At 57.4% G+C, this 16,245-nt stretch carries 19 protein-coding genes; 3 read left to right on the top strand and 16 right to left on the bottom strand.

Annotated features, from left to right (window positions below; all coding sequences use genetic code 11):
• Positions 1–38: 38 nt before the first annotated feature.
• From ypeB to ACLBWT_RS04060, 6 genes are all read right to left on the bottom strand, one after another.
• A complete protein-coding gene (ypeB, locus tag ACLBWT_RS04035; RefSeq protein WP_447661791.1) occupies positions 39–1,385 on the bottom strand; it encodes a germination protein YpeB in 1,347 nt (448 codons plus the stop codon).
• Between the two features lie 80 nt (positions 1,386–1,465).
• Positions 1,466–1,624 (bottom strand): hypothetical protein, encoded by a 159-nt coding sequence (locus ACLBWT_RS04040; protein WP_021878400.1) that lies wholly within the window; start codon positions 1,622–1,624, stop codon positions 1,466–1,468.
• Between the two features lie 58 nt (positions 1,625–1,682).
• Positions 1,683–2,378 (bottom strand): glutamic-type intramembrane protease PrsW, encoded by a 696-nt coding sequence (gene prsW, locus ACLBWT_RS04045; protein ID WP_447661792.1) that lies wholly within the window; start codon positions 2,376–2,378, stop codon positions 1,683–1,685.
• A 104-nt stretch (positions 2,379–2,482) separates the two neighbouring features.
• On the bottom strand, positions 2,483–3,097 hold the full coding sequence (locus ACLBWT_RS04050; RefSeq protein WP_447661793.1) for a genetic competence negative regulator: 615 nt from the start codon (positions 3,095–3,097) through the stop codon (positions 2,483–2,485).
• A gap of 162 nt (positions 3,098–3,259) precedes the next feature.
• Positions 3,260–3,598, bottom strand: coding sequence for a hypothetical protein (locus tag ACLBWT_RS04055; protein ID WP_447661794.1), 339 nt, complete (start codon positions 3,596–3,598; stop codon positions 3,260–3,262).
• Between the two features lie 207 nt (positions 3,599–3,805).
• The gene (locus ACLBWT_RS04060) at positions 3,806–3,970 is read right to left on the bottom strand and encodes a hypothetical protein (RefSeq protein ID WP_447661795.1); all 165 of its coding nucleotides are present in this window, start codon (positions 3,968–3,970) and stop codon (positions 3,806–3,808) included.
• A 52-nt stretch (positions 3,971–4,022) separates the two neighbouring features.
• Here ACLBWT_RS04060 and ACLBWT_RS04065 point away from each other — a divergent pair, with 52 nt between their 5' ends.
• Complete coding sequence (locus tag ACLBWT_RS04065; RefSeq protein WP_447661796.1) at positions 4,023–4,661, top strand: polysaccharide deacetylase family protein; 639 nt, start codon at positions 4,023–4,025, stop codon at positions 4,659–4,661.
• Here the strand turns inward: ACLBWT_RS04065 and ACLBWT_RS04070 are convergent.
• Genes ACLBWT_RS04070 through ACLBWT_RS04080 form a run of 3 tightly spaced genes read right to left on the bottom strand, consistent with a single transcriptional unit; the run spans position 4,637 to position 6,401 of the window.
• On the bottom strand, positions 4,637–5,542 hold the full coding sequence (locus tag ACLBWT_RS04070) for a metallophosphoesterase (protein WP_447661797.1): 906 nt from the start codon (positions 5,540–5,542) through the stop codon (positions 4,637–4,639). The genes ACLBWT_RS04065 and ACLBWT_RS04070 overlap by 25 nt on opposite strands.
• Positions 5,527–5,811 (bottom strand): hypothetical protein, encoded by a 285-nt coding sequence (locus ACLBWT_RS04075; RefSeq protein WP_447661798.1) that lies wholly within the window; start codon positions 5,809–5,811, stop codon positions 5,527–5,529. The genes ACLBWT_RS04070 and ACLBWT_RS04075 overlap by 16 nt, the downstream gene beginning before the upstream one ends.
• Positions 5,808–6,401, bottom strand: a complete 594-nt coding sequence (locus tag ACLBWT_RS04080) for a CPBP family intramembrane glutamic endopeptidase (RefSeq protein WP_447661799.1) — start codon at positions 6,399–6,401, stop codon at positions 5,808–5,810. The genes ACLBWT_RS04075 and ACLBWT_RS04080 overlap by 4 nt, the downstream gene beginning before the upstream one ends.
• Before the next feature lie 61 nt (positions 6,402–6,462).
• On the opposite strand from ACLBWT_RS04080, the gene ACLBWT_RS04085 reads away from it, so the two are divergent.
• Complete coding sequence (locus ACLBWT_RS04085; RefSeq protein WP_447661800.1) at positions 6,463–7,383, top strand: hypothetical protein; 921 nt, start codon at positions 6,463–6,465, stop codon at positions 7,381–7,383.
• 3 nt (positions 7,384–7,386) lie between these two features.
• Here ACLBWT_RS04085 and ACLBWT_RS04090 read toward each other — a convergent pair whose 3' ends face one another.
• Positions 7,387–7,728, bottom strand: a complete 342-nt coding sequence (locus ACLBWT_RS04090; protein WP_447661801.1) for a rhodanese-like domain-containing protein — start codon at positions 7,726–7,728, stop codon at positions 7,387–7,389.
• Positions 7,729–8,089: 361 nt separating this feature from the next.
• Between ACLBWT_RS04090 and serA the strand changes: the two genes are divergently transcribed.
• The gene (gene serA / locus ACLBWT_RS04095; RefSeq protein ID WP_447661802.1) at positions 8,090–9,682 is read left to right on the top strand and encodes a phosphoglycerate dehydrogenase; all 1,593 of its coding nucleotides are present in this window, start codon (positions 8,090–8,092) and stop codon (positions 9,680–9,682) included.
• A gap of 111 nt (positions 9,683–9,793) precedes the next feature.
• On the opposite strand, the gene ACLBWT_RS04100 is transcribed toward serA, so the two are convergent.
• The 6 genes from ACLBWT_RS04100 to ACLBWT_RS04125 form a co-directional block, all read right to left on the bottom strand.
• Positions 9,794–10,351 carry a histidine phosphatase family protein gene (locus ACLBWT_RS04100; RefSeq protein ID WP_447661803.1) on the bottom strand — a complete coding sequence of 186 codons (558 nt, stop codon included), beginning with the start codon at positions 10,349–10,351 and terminating at the stop codon, positions 9,794–9,796.
• 181 nt (positions 10,352–10,532) lie between these two features.
• Entirely contained in the window at positions 10,533–11,975 is a 1,443-nt protein-coding gene (locus ACLBWT_RS04105; protein ID WP_447661804.1) for an ATP-binding protein, read from the bottom strand.
• A 2-nt stretch (positions 11,976–11,977) separates the two neighbouring features.
• Positions 11,978–12,694, bottom strand: coding sequence for a response regulator transcription factor (locus ACLBWT_RS04110; protein ID WP_447661805.1), 717 nt, complete (start codon positions 12,692–12,694; stop codon positions 11,978–11,980).
• A 36-nt stretch (positions 12,695–12,730) separates the two neighbouring features.
• On the bottom strand, positions 12,731–13,990 hold the full coding sequence (gene ccsB, locus ACLBWT_RS04115; protein WP_447661806.1) for a c-type cytochrome biogenesis protein CcsB: 1,260 nt from the start codon (positions 13,988–13,990) through the stop codon (positions 12,731–12,733).
• Entirely contained in the window at positions 13,987–15,645 is a 1,659-nt protein-coding gene (resB, locus tag ACLBWT_RS04120; protein ID WP_447661807.1) for a cytochrome c biogenesis protein ResB, read from the bottom strand. The genes ccsB and resB overlap by 4 nt, the downstream gene beginning before the upstream one ends.
• 53 nt (positions 15,646–15,698) lie before the next feature.
• Entirely contained in the window at positions 15,699–16,229 is a 531-nt protein-coding gene (locus ACLBWT_RS04125) for a redoxin domain-containing protein (RefSeq protein ID WP_447661808.1), read from the bottom strand.
• Positions 16,230–16,245 lie beyond the last annotated feature (16 nt).

Raw genomic sequence — 16,245 nt, forward strand, 5'->3', positions numbered from 1 at the left:
CCATATCGAAAAATGGGCTTTTTTGCCTGGTCGGCGATCTAGGAGCGGCTCTCTCCCGGCAGTTCCTCCACCGCTTCCTCGAGCCCGGTGTCCGCATTCAGATAGATGCGGTATTTGGTGCCGTTGCTCTCGCCTTTGAATTCATAGCACAGCACTTCCTGGTTGTCGTCGTTCTTGATCAGGGCAAGCTTGGCTGGCGACTTCTTCATCGCCTCGCTCAAGCCGCCGCGCACCTTGGCCTCCGTCATCGCCGGCTTGCCGAGCTTGCGCTCCTTGTGCGCGAAGACATAGTCGCTGGCTTGCAGCCCGATGACATCGCCTTTGTCCATCGCGACCTTCACGCTGAGCTTGTCCGGATAGATCAGCACGCCGTTGTCGCTTCCTACATAGGTGAATACCGCTTCCTTGGCATATTCGTCGTAGGTAACGGGCGTCATTTTCTTGTAGCCTTGCTTGTCCAGGAATTCGTCGGCCTTGGCGCGGGCTTCCTTCATGCCAATCGTCTTGTCGGCCACATCGCGGGGATGGACGAACCAGATCAGGTCGCCTCCGCGGGAAGTAAAGTCCATCGAAATGTTCTTGCCCGTTCCCTTTTCCTTGACGACGGCAGAGAAGGTCTTATAGTTGGTGTCTTTGCCGTTCTCGACGACCCGGATGCCTTCCGTCGAAGACATGCCGAGGAACTTGGCCGCCTTGGACTTGATCTCCTCGGCCGTAACAGGCTTGCCGCTCAGCATGCTGACGGATCTCTTCTCATACAAGCCGTTTACCGTCGGTCCCCAATCGATCGAGGCCATTTTGTCCATCCGGGAATCGACGCCCTTGAATCCGTCGACGATGAAGTTGCCGGATTTCTGCTTGTCGGCGGCCATCGCTATTTCGACATCCATCCAACGCAGCTTGTTTTGCAGCACTTTATCCTGCACCTTTCCAAGCTCCTGGGCGATCTCGGCCGATTTTGCATACAAGGTTTTCATCGTGCTCATCTCACCGTCGCTCAGCGGCTGCTTCGTCAAATCCCGCATGGATGTCTTGTAGGCGAAATTCGAAATATGCGACAGGAAGTCCTCGGTTTTATGGAAAGGAATCATCCTGACAGGCAGCTGGTTGATCTCGCTCTGCGCCTGGCTGGTCAATCTCCACACATTGACGAGGCTTTTGCGCTGGTAGCCCTGGGAGGCGGCATTGACGGCCAGCGTGCTGCCGAGCTGGTGATGGAGCTGGTCCACATGATAGCTCAGTTCATGGAATGCTTTCTGATACTGGTTCTCCGCCTTGATCAAGACCGAATTCTTCTCTTGATGCTCCTGGTAGCCCCAATAGATCGCGCCGACAAAAAGCAGCGTCATAACGGGGAAAAGCACACGGCTTAAACGTTGGTACATACGGCAAAAGCTCCTTTCTTATGCCAAACCTGGTGTTAGTTTGGTTGAAGTAAAGGAGCTTTATGCATGCGGCTATGACTTTATACCGGCAGCTCTTCGATTTCGAAATCATCGGTATTGCTGCACAGGCACTGCTTGAAGCCGGTATCGACACGGCCTTGGTCCCTGCGGCCGCGAAGAACGAACTTCTCCCCGCAAAGCCGGCAGCGAATGCTGATCTTCACTCTTGCCTCATCCATATGCTTGCGTCCTCCCGCGTTGAGCGACTGTCTCTACAAGCAAGTATGGACGGAACGATCAAAGCTTAACCTCTTCTTCCCTGCCCACGATCCGAAACGGAGAGCGGGAATTGGCCCTGCCGATCTTCCGGAGGCCCCAGATCCACAACACCGCCATGAATGGCACGATGATCCAAGCCCATTCCCTCGCTGTCGATGTGAGGATCCAGTCGTACAAGCCGTGCCACAAGACAGGCAGAAGCAAAGACAGCAGCAGGAACCTGCGGATATGGCGCTTGGGAGCGAATTTCGCCTTGCCGAAATAGTAGCCCATCATGATGCCGAACAAGGCATGTCCCGACACGGGCAGCAGCGCCCTCAGCATCATCGTTCCGAAAGTAGAAGGATAGAATACGGCGTACATGATGTTCTCCAGGGTGGCGAAGCCGAGGGAGACGCTGGCCGCATATACGATGCCGTCATACGGCTCGTCGAATTCCATGTGATTGTAGATGATATGGTAAAGGACGAACCATTTGAAAATCTCCTCGACGCCTCCAGAGAAGGCGAAGGAGAATAGAAGCGGATGGCTTCCAAGCCAGAGCTCCAGTCCTCTTTGGATGACCATGATTGGCACGACGACCAGCATGCCGGTGAGGAACAGCTTGAAGACAAGATGGATGGGCTCGCTGTCGTAGCGGTCCTTCAGGTACAAATAGGTGAGCAGCGAGATGCCCGGAGCCACTGCGGCCGTCAATATCGAGAAAAGCAGCAAGGGATCCCGTGCCTCCTTCGTTTTGATGAAAGTATAGGTTCAGTCCCGTTCAGCACAAAAGAAGAGCATTCCCGATGAATCGCGAATGCTCTTGGCAACTGGGACTAAGATTTAAAATGAAGGCAAAGCCCGCGAACCGCATCGGCCGGCATGACAATCTTGCCGTACTCCTCCAAAACCGCATAGGTTACCGAGGTCGCGTCTCCAAACTCCGCCAGAATGGCAATCATTGCATTCTGTCCCGCCGGTTCCGCCGAAGCGGTATCGAAAGCGAGGATCCAGCGTCCGTTGTATGCGTACAGTCTTCCTTCTTCCGTCAGTTCCGAGGCCGAGAGCTGCTTGGCTGCGGAGATGACATCCTCGAAATCCTTGAACATGTACATGATCGTATCGCTGGATTCGAGCGTCACTTCCATCTCGTACATATCCTCGTCCGCATCGTCCTCGTCGGCACGTCCCGCGTCCGAGCTTGCATTCATCTTGCCGCGGGTGACGATTACCACCATGCCTTGAGCCGGCATCGCGATGACTTCGACCGCAAGCGGTCCGTTCGCATCGAAGCCGAGTTCCGAATAGGCCTGGTCCATCATTTCGCTGAACAGCTCATGCACTTTCGGTATCTCGCGCCACATGTCGTCCTTCTGGATCCCGCGCTCCAGCAGGTCGTCGAACGTCAGAAAAATGCGAATTTTGTCTTGCCCCAACCGTTCGATCTTCATGACAGGATCCTCCTCTGCAGCATCGGATATAACAGCGTATGAAGCGCAAGCCATAATGTGCGGCATACGTGCCATATATCTATATTAACATCTATGAAGAAGGAATGCACGAGCAGGTCAAAAAAACAGCCGCCTCCCCATAGAGGGAAGCGGCCGGAAGATTCAATGGGTTGCCGGGGACGATGAAGCTTCTGCAATGATCTTTTCCGATTCCTTTTTGACCTCCGGATCGCTGTTCACGAGCGCAGCGATCCGCTCCCAAGAACCGCTGTCCGCGACCCGGCTGGAGCCATTCCCCGACGAGGATCTCACCGGGCTGCGGCGCGGCGTCGCGCCGCTTTTGTTCCGGATCATCCCAGACATCGCTCTCCCGGCGGCCTTGGACCACAGCTTTCCGGCAATGCCCGACGCTGCCGCTGCCGCTCCCGGCCTTTTGCGGGCCACATACAGGGCTGCCGCCGCTCCAATCAAACTTCCGGCAATAAATCCTCCCAGTTTCATTTCATCTGCCTCCTAAGCGCCGATACCCGGCTGTTCATGATAGGAGTAGTATGCCCGGCCGACTCCTTATCATCCATTCCGATTGGGTAAGCGAAGCAAGGTTTAATATGATAAAATGGATGTCTTGGATCGTATTTCCCGGTGTCGGGACTTAAGGATCCCCATGAATACAGCTTTGCTTGTGGAGGTTGAAACGTACATGAAATCTTATGCACTCCAGACCATCGGACTTGCTGCCGCGGCAGCTGTCCTGCTTTCCGGCTGCGGAGGGAAGACGGACGGCGCCAGCGCATCCGGAACTCCTGCCCCCTCCTCGCCTCCTTCCGCATCGTCCTCTCCTGCGCCGTCGGCGTCATCGCCTTCGCCGTCCATATCGCCGTCACCTTCGCCGCAGCCGTCCGCAACCCCGCAGGAGGCCGAAGCCATGTTCAAAATGAGCTCGAAAACGTTCCGCTTCTCCCCCGTCGATCCGGAAATGTCGAACAAGGCCGTCCTGCTCACATTCGACGACGGGCCGAAGGAAAAGGAAGAGCTGACCTCCATGCTCGACACGCTGGACAAACACGGCGCCAAGGCGATCTTTTTCGTCAACGGGTACAGGGTGAAGGAAAATCCCGAGCTGCTGAAGCTGATCGACGAACGCGGCCAGACGATCGGCAACCATTCCTGGGACCATATCGATCTCCATAAAAAAAGCAAGGCCGAGGTGCAGAAGCAGCTCGGCGATGTGTCGGATCTGGTTGAGGAGCTGACCGGAAAACGGCCGCAATTTTTCCGGCCACCATTCGGAACCGGCGGAGATGTCGGCAAGGAAGTCGCCAAGGAAGACGGCATGCTGTACATGACCTGGTCGAACGGTTCCCTTGACTGGGATCTGAAGGCGACGAAGAAAGATCCCCAGCTGGTCATCAAAAACGTGCTGGAGCAGCTTCATCCCGGAGCCAACATTCTGATGCATGAGCTTCCGTGGACGAAGGAAGCCCTTGACAGCCTACTGACGAAGCTCGAGGAAAAAGGCTACGGCTTTATCGACCCTGCCTACATCGACTTGCCGCAAGGCTGATTGCTGCGGGTCAGCGACAGCAGATGGATGACAGGCGGACAATTCCAGCGTATCGGTGCTTTTGACGTGCCGTATCCAGGACTGACCAGCATGCGGACCCTTTCGGGTCCGTTTTTGTCTTGGCCTTTTCCACACCAGCCCGCAAGGTCGAACCATCCGGACCGAAACCTTCTTACGCTGGCCGTTCTCATCGCCGGACCGATTAATGGAAGGATGATCTGCCCGCCGTGCGTATGTCCGGAAAGAACGAGATCGGCTTCGATAGAAGGGTTGCGATGCGCGATGATGGGATCATGGGCAAGCAAAATCGTAAATGGATCATCAGGCCAGCTGTCCGCTTTGACTTCCGCTGTTTCAAGCGGCGTTCCAAGAGCAGCCTGGAGACGGTCCTTGCCCAAGCGGGGATCATCGACTCCGGCCAGCTTGAACGGCGCCGCCGCCCCGTCTTGAACCCATACATAACGATTCACGAGCACGGTGACTCCGCAGCGTTCCAAAAGCTTTGCCAAGGAATCGATATCCTCGTCATGATCGTGATTGCCGAACACCGCGTATACGGGAGCTATCCGAGCCAGCAAACGCATGTTGTCCTCCACTCTATTGAGCGGAACGCCTTTCTCCCTCATGTCGCCGCCGATCAGCACGAGGTCGGCCCCTCCACTGTCGCGTGCTTGACGGAGGACATCTTCATTGAGACTGCGCCTGTGGATGTCGCTCATATACAGGATGCGATACCCCTCCAGCGCCTCGGGAAGCCGTTCGAGAGCGACCGTCTCGGCTGCGATCCGGCTGCTTGCCGCTTCGGCCATCATCCGTCTGATCAACATGGCTCCCAGCCATGCAGCGACGATGAGAATGAATAGGATCAGGTAGAAGCGCAAAGGCATGCTCCTTTCCATGCTTCTGCCGCATCGTGGGCGCCTTCTTGCGGGGCGAACAAGCTGCGTCCCCAGAAGAAGAGCGTGCAGGCCAGGACGATGAACAGCAGCATCAAGGTATTGACAAGCCATTTCGTCAGCTTGGGCTGCAGGGACGGATGCTTTTCCCGCCTCGGCGGGTAACCGTCGCCTTCAAGCTCCGTCCCGGCTTCAACCGAAGTCGTTTTCTGCTCCTCCAGCCTTCGTCTTCCGAATTTCTCGATCCTGCTCATGGCTGCCTCCTGTAGCGGATGATCATGCCCATGATGAAGTCGACGGCGAAATGGGCGGCGATCGGAGCAAGGAGCGTTCCGGTGCGGATATAGATCCAGCCCAGGCCGTAACTGATGCCGAAGACAAGCGCGGTCGGAATCCAATGCTTCAAATACCGGACATGGATAGCCGCGAACAGGATGCTGGTCCAATAGGCTCCCAGCGAATGCTGGATCGCGCCCCGGAACAGAAGCTCCTCGCATATAGCTACCACCAGGGACAAAAGGGCGATATGCCAGACCGGCCTGTTGCGGAAAATGCGTTCGTTCACGCCGCCGTCATCGGCTGCTTCCTCGGGCACCCAACGGGAAATGAAGAGGTCTACCACGAGAATCAGGAGGGCGAAACCGAAGCCCCAGTATAAAAAGGCGAGGCTGTCGGGCCAACGGAACAGCGCAATCGGATTGCGGCCCTGAAAAAAACACCAGACCAAGCCGATAATGAGGGTAATAGCCTGCGTCATGTACAAGTTGAGCAGCAGCATCCGGTCGTCGAGCTCGTCTACCGAAACGCTCCGGACGCGAATGTTGCGGATGTCGAATTTTTTCATGTAGTCCCGCCTGTCTTGAAGGAATCGAAATCCGTTAATCTTTATCATCGAGGAGAAAACAATGGACAAACATCTCAGCCGCTATCAAATGCTCTTCAGCCTCGGTTTCATCTTCATGCTGGTCGCGGCGGTCGGCGCATTCTTCGCCGGCTTCCAAGTGGGATCAAGCCGCACGGAATCAAGATACGAGGCCAAGAAGCTGCTGGCCTCCGCCGCTTCCGCCAAGACCTCGTACTCCCAGCAAGATCTGGTATCGTTCTATCATACCGTATTTTCTCCTTACCGTGAATTTCAGAACGCATGGCTCGCCATGGAGAAGAAAGTGGAGTCCCGCAACATACCGGCCTCGTCATCTCTTCTCAAGGACCTCGGAGATCTCGCGGACGAGAAGCGCAAGGAGATCGAGTCGGTGCGCTCCGTCCCGGATACAGGTCTTCTGGCCAGCGCAAGAAACGGTTATCTGGCTAGCCTAGATTCCATCTCGCAGGCTTCGGCTGCAGCAGCCAAGTCGGCGTCAGGCCAGCCGGCGGACAGCTTCCTCGCCTCCCTCCGCAAGCAGCCGTCCTATAAGGATGCTGCCCGAAAAGGCCTGGCCGCCCAGAAGGATTATTATTCCTCCATGCTGAAGTGGGCATCCGGCGTCGACGGCAGCGTCCCGTCCGAAGCCTCCCTGACCGGCACGGTCCAGAGCAGCGCCTGGACCTCCTACCCGCTCCTCGTCAAGATCAAGCTGATGGCCGATCTGCTCGAGAAGCGCGGGAAATGGACCGACTATTATCCCCAGGATCTTGCGGGATCCGTCGACGCTCTCCTCCAATCCGGCGAATCGCAGCGCTTGCATGCGTCATCCATCAATGAGCTTGCCGATGTCGTAACCGGCACGGGAGCAGTCAGAGGCGGCGACTTTTGGACCATGAAGTCCCGCCTGTACGGCAAGGAGACTCTGCCTCAGCTGCCATTCTTCCTGCCGCCGGACAATTAGGCCTTAATCATAGCTGAAGCCGAGCTCGGACGCGGCGGCGCTGATGCCCCCCGTCACGTTCAGCAGGTTGGAAAATCCCTGCTTGCGCATATAGTCCAGGACATAAAGGCTCCTCACTCCGTGAGCGCACATGAGGAACCATTCCTCTTCGGCGTCAAGCTCCGGGAGATGCTCCGGTATGGAATTCATCGGAATATGGCGGGAGCCTTCCAGACGGTAGTATTCCCACTCGCCCTCTTCTCTCACATCGATGATCTGATCCATCCGGACGGCTCCGGAGCGGACCTTTTCCAGCAGGTCCGAGGGTTGGATTTCCCTAATGGAAGGCTGTTGCAATGCTGACATGGGATGTTCTACCTCCCCCTAGTGTTGGTAGGAAGAATGATAGCGAAAAAAAGCGCCTCCATCAAGTTTTGTCATTGCAATTAGGACTTCACCGCTTTAGAATAGTAGAGGTCAGCCAGCACCAGCATATGGTTTCAAACGACAGGACATAAGGCGATTCCATCCCCGGCCGTCTCCATCAAGCCCGGCAGTTCTCCAGAAATTCCCGTCCCGGCTGGGCATTCCCATCGTCGGAACGGGCTTTTTTCTATATTGAACCACGATAGTCTGCATGATGTTCCTGCGCATACGGTTGCCGCCTCCATGAAGGCGGCGCTGCACAGCGCCGTATGCCTACACCCCATTGCTAGGAGGCAATCCCATGTTCAAAGTGTTAGTTTCCGATCCTATCAGCGATTTGGGCATCCAGCAGCTGATGGATGCTCCCGACGTATCGGTGGACAAGAAGCCCGGCCTCAGCGAGGACGAGCTTGTAGCCATCATCGGCGAATATGACGCCTTGCTGGTCCGCAGCCAGACGCGAGTGACGGCCAGAGTGCTCGAAGCCGGCACTTCCCTCAAGGTTGTCGGCCGGGCGGGAGTCGGCGTGGACAACATCGATCTTCCAGCCGCTACCGGCAAAGGCATTATCGTCATCAACGCGCCGGACGGCAATACGATTACGACCTGCGAGCATACCTTCGCCATGATGATGGCTGTAGCCCGCCACATCCCGCAGGCTTATGCCAAGACCGTCAACGGGGAATGGGACCGCAAATCCTTCCTGGGGGTAGAGCTGCGCGGCAAGAAGCTCGGCGTCGTCGGCATGGGCCGGATCGGCAGCGAGGTGGCCAAGCGCGCCAAGGCGTTCGGCATGGACATTCTCGGATACGATCCGTTCCTCACGGAAGAGAAGGCGGACAAGCTCGGCGTGACGCTCGCCAGCGTCGACGATATCGTGCGCGGCGCGGACTTCATGACCGTCCACACTCCGCTCACGCCGGAAACCCGCCACATGATCGGAGCGGAGCAGTTCAAGGTCATGAAGCCGGGCATGCGGATCGTCAACTGCGCCCGCGGCGGCATCGTCGACGAATACGCTCTCGTCGATGCCGTGAACGCAGGCATCGTGGCCGGCGCGGCCTTCGACGTCTTTGAATCGGAACCTCCTGCAGCGGATCATCCTTTCCTGAACAATCCTAGAATCATCGTCACTCCGCATCTTGGCGCCTCGACCGTCGAAGCCCAGGAGAACGTCGCCATCGACGTCTCGGAGCAGGTGCTCCATATTCTCCGCAGCGAGCCGTTCGTGAATGCGGTCAATATGCCTCCGGTCGCCGCAGCGGTCATGACCAAGCTGCAGCCGTATTTCGAGCTTGGAGAGAAGCTGGGCATGCTGGCCGCGCAGATAGCCGAAGGCCCCGTTGCCGAAATTACGGTCGGCTATTCCGGCGATCTTGCCGAAGTAGATACCCAGCCTCTCACCCGATATATCATCAAAGGCGTGCTTGGACACCATCTGGGAAGCGATCAGGTCAACATCATCAACTCCCTGCATCTGGCCAAGGAACGCGGAGTCAACGTCGTCATCAACCAGTCCCATGCGGCAAAGGACTTCACCAATCTGGTCACCGTATCGTTGCGCACCTCCGGCGAAAGCCGCCATGTCGCCGGTACGCTGCTGACCGGATACGGCCCTCGCATCGTGCAGATCGACAACTTCCCGGTTGACGTCGCTCCATCCGGCCATCTCGTGCTGATCTCCCACCATGACCGTCCGGGAATCATCGGCCGCATCGGAACGCTGCTCGGCTCGAACGAAGTCAACATCGCGACCATGCAGGTCGGACGGCAAGCCGAAGGCGGCGCCGCCATCATGGTCCTGACGGTAGACAAAAGCGTTCCGAAAGACGTGCTCGGCCAAATGACGCAGCTCGACGAGCTCAAATCGGCCAAGGAAATCACGCTGTACTGATTCCTCCAGACCCATAGCAACCCCGCGGGCAGCCTGCCCGCGGGGTTTTTCCATCGGCTCCGTATCCTCTTCTCTGATCCACTAGAGATGAACGCTTGTCCTTCCCGAGGCTTATCGGCTCCAGATGCGCTCGGCTCCCTTATACCTTCCCTCTGTTCCGAAGGAAAGCTTATAGATATCCGGCATCTCCAGCCCTCTCCAGAACTCGTAGCCGCAGCTGCCGTCCAAGGCGTTCATCATCATCGCCATGATATTGCCATGCGTTCCGACGGCTATGCGGTTTGAACTGGAGCTTTCCAGCACTCCCCTTAACGCCTCCATCCCACGGAGCGTCGCCATGCGGTTGGATTCCCCTCCAGGGAAGGCATGCTCGGGCTCATCCCATAACCGCTTCACGGAAGCTCCGAAATCGCGGACAGGCACGTCAGAGAGCAGCCGTTCCCTGAAGCCCTCCTTCAGCCGGATAGGCTGCCCTATCCGCTCCGCCAGCTTTTCCACGGTCTGGACAGACCTCAAATAAGGACTGGACCAGATTTCCGCGATCTCTTCATGCTCCAGCAAATCCGCAACTCGCCCGGCATCCATTTTCCCCGCATCCGACAAAGGCCGGCTGCGCTCGTCGGGAGTATAAACGGAGTGGGCATGGCGGATCAAATAAATGGATTTCATTCCAGCTTTCCCCTCCATCCGTTCAAAATCAAATTCCATTCCTTTCAATCGTCAATGCCTCGGATTCCATTTCGACTTTTCGGCATTCCGGCAGACGCCTCCTCCTATTCGCCTTAAATGTTTCACAAGCAACAAGATTAGAGCCCCGGATTCAACAAAAAACACCCTCCTATGAAGGGTGTTAAGACATAACACGATGGCCTTCGACAGGCAGCTGCAGCGTAAAGGATGTTCCGACGCCTTCGGTGCTCTCTGCGCGGATCGTGCCGCCATGGGCGTCCACGATGTTGCGCACGATCGCCAGCCCCAGCCCTGTACCGCCTCCAGCGCCCCGCTTGCGGGCTTTATCGGCCTTATAGAAGCGCTCGAAAATATAAGGCAGGTCATCCGCCGGAATACCCTGGCCTTCGTCGGCAACCTTGAGCACGGCAGCTGTGCCGCCGGCTTCATCCTTTAGTCCGAGCGCAAGACGGATGGTAGACCCGTCGGAGCTGTGCCGCACGGCGTTGTCGAGCAGATTGGTAAGCACCTGCTCCAGCCTGTCTTCGTCGGCCTCCGCCAAGATGACAGCCTCTTCCGGAGAACGGTATTCTATCTTGATGTCCCGGTCCATGCTGTACACCTGGAACTTGTGCACGACACGGCTCACCAGCCCGTCCAGATCCACGGAATTGAAGTTGAGCTCCACATGGCCGGCTTCCATCCGCGCCAGATCAAGCAGATCCTTGACGAGCCTGCCCATTCGCAGAGACTCGTCGTGTATGACTTGAACGAGCTCGCGCCGCTCCTCCGGCGAGCCGGCGATATCGTCGAGCAGCGCTTCGCTGTATCCTTGCAGCATCGACAGCGGCGTCCGGATTTCGTGGGACACATTGGCGACGAAATCCCGCCTCAGCTTCTCCAGGCGATGCTCTTCCGTAACATCCCGCATGACGGCCACGACTCCACGCACGGTTTCCTCCGACTTGAGAGGGGCCATTACGACCGACCACACACCGCTCTGGACCTGCAGCTTCTGGCTGAGATCCCTGCCTTCGATCGATACCGTGCGGAACAGATCCCGCAGCGGACGAGGCGCCGACTCCAGGGGAATCCCTTCCGGATCCTCGTCCTGATTCCAGTCCACCCTTCTCCAGCGCTCCAGCAGCAGCTCTCCGGGCGGATTCGCCAGAACGACGTTGCCGCCTGCATCAAGCGTGATGACCGCGTCCGCCATGCTTCGCAGCACGCTCGAAAGATGCTCCTTCTCATGGTTCAGATCCGTTATGAGCTCATGCAGCTCGGACGCCATCCGGTTGAAGGTTCCTGCCAGCTCGCCGATTTCATCGGAGGAGCGGATCGGCACTCTTGTCCGATACTCGCCCTGTGAAATCAGGTCAGCCGCATCCTTGAGCTGAAGGAGCGGCTGAGTGATTTTGCTGGATAGGAAGAAAGCGAAAAAAGTAGACAGCAGGAACCCGATTATCCCGATATAAATGAACAGCACCTTGACCCGGAATGAATCCTCGAAGGCGATGTCGATGTATTGGAGCAGGAACATGCCCAGGATGATCAGAACGACCGCCACGAGCAGCATGATCGTGATCCACAGCTTGCCGACGACGCTTCTCCACAGCCATCTCATCTTTACTTCGGAACCTCGAGCTTGTAGCCGACTCCCCAGACGGTCGTTATCATCGCGGCCGCTTCCGGAGACACCTTGTTGAGCTTCTCGCGGAGCCGCTTGACATGGGTGTCGACCGTCCGCAGATCGCCGAAGAACTCATAGTTCCATACATCCTTCAGCAGCTCTTCCCTGGAGAATACTTTATCCGGGCTTACGGCCAGGTAATGGAGCAGCTCGTACTCTTTCGGCGTCAGGCTGATCTCCTGCCCGCCAGCGGTTACCCGGTGCGCGTCATGCTCGATGACGAGATGCGGGAAGACGATGTTGCTGCTGGCGGCCGTCTCCCGCGACAGGAACGCTGTCGCCGAGGAACGTCGCAGGATCGCCTTGACGCGGTAGATGATCTCGCGCGGGCTGAAAGGCTTGACGACATAGTCGTCCGCCCCGACCTCGAAGCCTTGCACGCGGTTCATTTCCTCGCCTTTGGCCGTCAGCATGATGACCGGTGTCGCCTTGATCTGGCGAAGCCGGCTGCATACCTCGATGCCGTCGATGCCGGGAAGCATGACATCCAGCAGGATGAGATCGAAATCCTGGCTGGAAGCCATGCGAAGAGCTGTCTCGCCGTCATCCGCCTCCTCGATTTGATACCCTTCTTTCTCAAGGTACATCTTGAGCAGGCGGCGAATCCGCTCCTCGTCGTCGACGACGAGGATGCGATGCAAATATTCATTCACTCCGTATCAGCTCCTTTCGATCCCTTAACGAATTTATTAGGCGCCTGCGTAGGAGTGCAGCCCGGCGATGACCAGGTTGACGCCTACGAGCGTAAACATGATGATGAGAAAGCCGATGACGGTCAGCCACGACGAGCGCTTGCCGTGCCAGCCGCGCGACAGCCGAAGATGGAGGTAGGCGCTGTAGTAGAGCCAGGTGATGAGCGCCCATACTTCCTTCGGATCCCAGCCCCAGAAGCGCGACCAGGCGATGCTCGCCCAGATCATCGCGAAGATAAGCGCTCCGAGCGTGAAGATCGGGAAGCCGATCGCGATCGCCCGGTAGCTGATCTCATCCAGATCGTCGGGATCGATATCCGTCGTGTACGGATGGATGGCTGCCGACAGCGTCCGTCGCAGAACAAGACGCAGGATGCCGTACAGGATCAGGCCCGAAAGGAAGGACCAGATGACGGTGTTCAGCTTGCGGCCGGCATTGATTCCGTTCATCCAGGACGGAGCTTCGAATACAGGCTGTTTGATGCCGAGGAAGCTGTCCATCTGGACCAATGTGCTGTTGAACGGCTTGACGATCGGAGGCATGGAGTAGTTCACGGTCTCCACCTTGGAGCTCTCCTCGCCAGCCTGGCTGACCTGCACGTTCTCCTGGGTGAACTGGGCTTCATACCCTGCCGCACGGAAGGCGAATACGGTGATGATGAATCCGACTGCGACGACGATCATGAACATCGTCACTTCGATCCAGAGGCGCTCCTTGCGGGAGTCTTCGGATTTGCCGGCAAAGTCGATCGTGCGGAGCAGATGGAGCAGCCCGGCGGCGAAGCCGACGGCCAGGAAGGCCTCTCCGAGCGCCGCTGTCGTCACGTGGATCTTGAGCCAGTAGGAGTTGAGCGCCGGAATCAGCGGCTGCACTTCCTGCGGGAACACGGACGCGTAAGCGACGATGATCACGACAAGCGGCAAGGCGAACATGCCCAGAATCGGCTTGCGGTAGATGAGATAAATAATGGTAAATGCCACCATGATAGCCATGCCCAGGAAGGTCATGAACTCATACATGTTGCTGATCGGAATATGGCCTCCTCCGACCCAGCGGGTGGTAAAGAAGAGGAGATGGGCCGCAAGTCCGAGCACGGACACGATAAAAGCGATTTTTCCCCAGCGCTTTTCATGCCGTTCCGGGTTGCCGTGGCTCCATCTGCGGCCGACGATAGCCGTTACGAAAAATAAAAATCCGAAACAGTAGAGAAAGAAAGCAGCGACGAAAGCCGAGCTGCTGAAATCAAGCCAATTCACGTCCGGTTCCCTCCGTTGTCGAGGCTCTTGGGATCAACCTGGATGCCTGCGGCCTTGAGCGCAGCGGCCAGGTCGGCCCTCATGCCGTACCAGTTTTTGTTCGTATGCGCGCCGATCGTGACGGCATTGCCGTCCAGGCGCAGCCAGATGCGGCGATGCTGCCAGTAGGCGCCCATGATCAAGCCGATCATCGAGATGGCCAGTCCGGTCCAGATGTAAGGCATCGCCTTGTCGACCCTGACGTTGAGGAACGTCGTGAATTCGACGAATTTGACATTCTGCATGCTGCCGACCTTGATTTCGAACCGGTCGGCGATGCCTTTGTTGAGCTTGTCCTGGCTGAACGCGGCTTTGTCCTTCTGCATCGGGAAGTAGATGTAGGGCTCGCCTTCCTCGGCCAATCCAGGCCCCTTGATGAGGAAAATGAACGCAGGAGCCTTCGGATCCCTCGACTTGGTGATCGGCTTGCCGTCCTCGCCGATTGCGAACTCCATGAAGTTCTGCCTCAGCTCCAGCTTGTAAGGCCCGAGCTCGTAGCTGGTCTGCGGATTTTTCATCGCCAGCTTGAACGGTCCGTACTGCTTGCCGGTCTGCTTGTCCACCAGCATGGGGCTGACCTCGCGCAGGACAGGAGTGCTGTCATAGTCGAACTGGTAAAGCTTGAGCCCCTTGTATTCCAGAGGGCTGTTCACCTCGATGTGATGGGAAGCGACCTGCTCCAGCTTCGGTTCGGGCGACGACGGACCGCAATCCGCCAGGCAGCGGTATAGGACCGCATCGGTCCGGTACAGCTTGGCGCGGTTCGTTCCCCGCAGCTCGGCGGGCAGCTCCTCGTCCTTGTAGTACTGGACCGTGAACTTTTCGTTCTTGACGAAGAGGTCCGTATTCTCGATCCTCACCGTATCCCCTTCCGGGACGGTCACGTACTCGTCCAGCTGCCAGCTCGGAATCGCTCTCGCCAGCACTGCCAGCAGAAAGACGATGAGGCCGATGTGATTGATGTATGGTCCCCAGCGGCTGAAGCGGCTCTTCTCCGCCAGCAGGGCGTCTTCGGTCCGCGTCACCTTGTAATGCCGCTTCTTGGCCTGCTTGGCGAACAAGTCGATGAAGTCCTGGCCTTGGTCGGTTTCTCCGGCATAGACGGCCTTCTGCCGCTGCAGGAACGATTCGTGCTTGCGGATCTGCTGCTTGTTGAGCGCCCGGTATAAAGGAAGTACCCGGTCTAGGCTGCAGATGACAAGCGAGGTGCCGATCATGACGAGCAGCAGGATGAACCACCAGGATTCGTATGTATGCGACAGTCCCAGCTCGTAATAGATGCTGCCGAGCGTTCCGTATGTATCCTTGTAGTAAGAAGGCATGTCCATGTTGGAGAGGAAAATATCCTCCTGCGGAAAGATCGTGCCGAGCGATGCCCCGATCAGCGTGATGATGATCAGGTAAACGGCGATCTTGACGGAAGAGAAGAAATTCCAGATCTTGTCGATGATTGATGGGTCGGCTTTCTGGGAACGGCGTGCCGCTCCATCGTAGCGCATCTCCAGCAAGTCGGTGCCGCCGGCTTCCTTCTCGTCGAGCGGCTTGCCGCAAGCCTCGCACAACACGGTGCCGGTCGGGTTTTGATGGCCGCATTCGCATTTGGTGTTTTGGAACACCGATGTATCCCCCTGTCATGGAGCTGTGTGTGCGGCGCAGCGGCGGACGGACCTCAGTCCTGGAGCAGCCGCTGCACGCGCTCGTCGATGTCAGCTTCCTTCATTCCTCCGGCGTACACTTCCCCGATCTTGCCGTCCGGACGGATGAAGAACGTGGTCGGATACTGCCTGAGCTTGTACCGCCGTTCCGTGTCCTTGTCCACATCGCGCAGGATCGGATAGGTAAGCCCCATGCCGGCGACGAAATTCTGCACGGTCAGATTGTCCTCGCTCAGGTTGACGGCCAGAATTTCCAGGCCTTCTCCCTTCCACTTCTCGTACTGACGCTCGAACTCCGGCATTTCCTTGACGCATGGAGGACAGAAGCTGCCCCAGAAATTGAGCACGACGGGCTTGCCCTTGTACTCATCCAGGGAGACCGTCTTGCCGTCAAGAGTGGACAGCGTGAAGGCCGGCGGCGTGTCGCCCGGCGACGGCAATCCTTCCTTCGACGCAAACAGCGTCTTGCCGATGGCGTAACCGCCCAGGAGCAAGACGCCGAGAAGGATTATGATTTGAACGGGTCTGCGGGCAGAGCCCCTCATGATGTTCACCATCCTA

Source organism: Paenibacillus sp. D51F, assembly GCF_053345695.1.

What these genes read in the sequence shown, in the direction of transcription:
- ypeB (WP_447661791.1), bottom strand. Translation starts at nt 1,385, where the DNA reads ATGTACCAACGTTTAAGCCGTGTGCTTTTCCCCGTTATGACGCTGCTT.
- ACLBWT_RS04040 (WP_021878400.1), bottom strand. Translation starts at nt 1,624, where the DNA reads ATGGATGAGGCAAGAGTGAAGATCAGCATTCGCTGCCGGCTTTGCGGG.
- ACLBWT_RS04050 (WP_447661793.1), bottom strand. Translation starts at nt 3,097, where the DNA reads ATGAAGATCGAACGGTTGGGGCAAGACAAAATTCGCATTTTTCTGACG.
- ACLBWT_RS04055 (WP_447661794.1), bottom strand. Translation starts at nt 3,598, where the DNA reads ATGAAACTGGGAGGATTTATTGCCGGAAGTTTGATTGGAGCGGCGGCA.
- ACLBWT_RS04060 (WP_447661795.1), bottom strand. Translation starts at nt 3,970, where the DNA reads ATGGACGGCGAAGGCGATGACGCCGACGGCGCAGGAGAGGACGATGCG.
- ACLBWT_RS04065 (WP_447661796.1), top strand. Translation starts at nt 4,023, where the DNA reads ATGTTCAAAATGAGCTCGAAAACGTTCCGCTTCTCCCCCGTCGATCCG.
- ACLBWT_RS04075 (WP_447661798.1), bottom strand. Translation starts at nt 5,811, where the DNA reads ATGAGCAGGATCGAGAAATTCGGAAGACGAAGGCTGGAGGAGCAGAAA.
- ACLBWT_RS04080 (WP_447661799.1), bottom strand. Translation starts at nt 6,401, where the DNA reads ATGAAAAAATTCGACATCCGCAACATTCGCGTCCGGAGCGTTTCGGTA.
- ACLBWT_RS04085 (WP_447661800.1), top strand. Translation starts at nt 6,463, where the DNA reads ATGGACAAACATCTCAGCCGCTATCAAATGCTCTTCAGCCTCGGTTTC.
- ACLBWT_RS04090 (WP_447661801.1), bottom strand. Translation starts at nt 7,728, where the DNA reads ATGTCAGCATTGCAACAGCCTTCCATTAGGGAAATCCAACCCTCGGAC.
- serA (WP_447661802.1), top strand. Translation starts at nt 8,090, where the DNA reads ATGTTCAAAGTGTTAGTTTCCGATCCTATCAGCGATTTGGGCATCCAG.
- ACLBWT_RS04100 (WP_447661803.1), bottom strand. Translation starts at nt 10,351, where the DNA reads ATGAAATCCATTTATTTGATCCGCCATGCCCACTCCGTTTATACTCCC.
- ACLBWT_RS04105 (WP_447661804.1), bottom strand. Translation starts at nt 11,975, where the DNA reads ATGAGATGGCTGTGGAGAAGCGTCGTCGGCAAGCTGTGGATCACGATC.
- ACLBWT_RS04125 (WP_447661808.1), bottom strand. Translation starts at nt 16,229, where the DNA reads ATGAGGGGCTCTGCCCGCAGACCCGTTCAAATCATAATCCTTCTCGGC.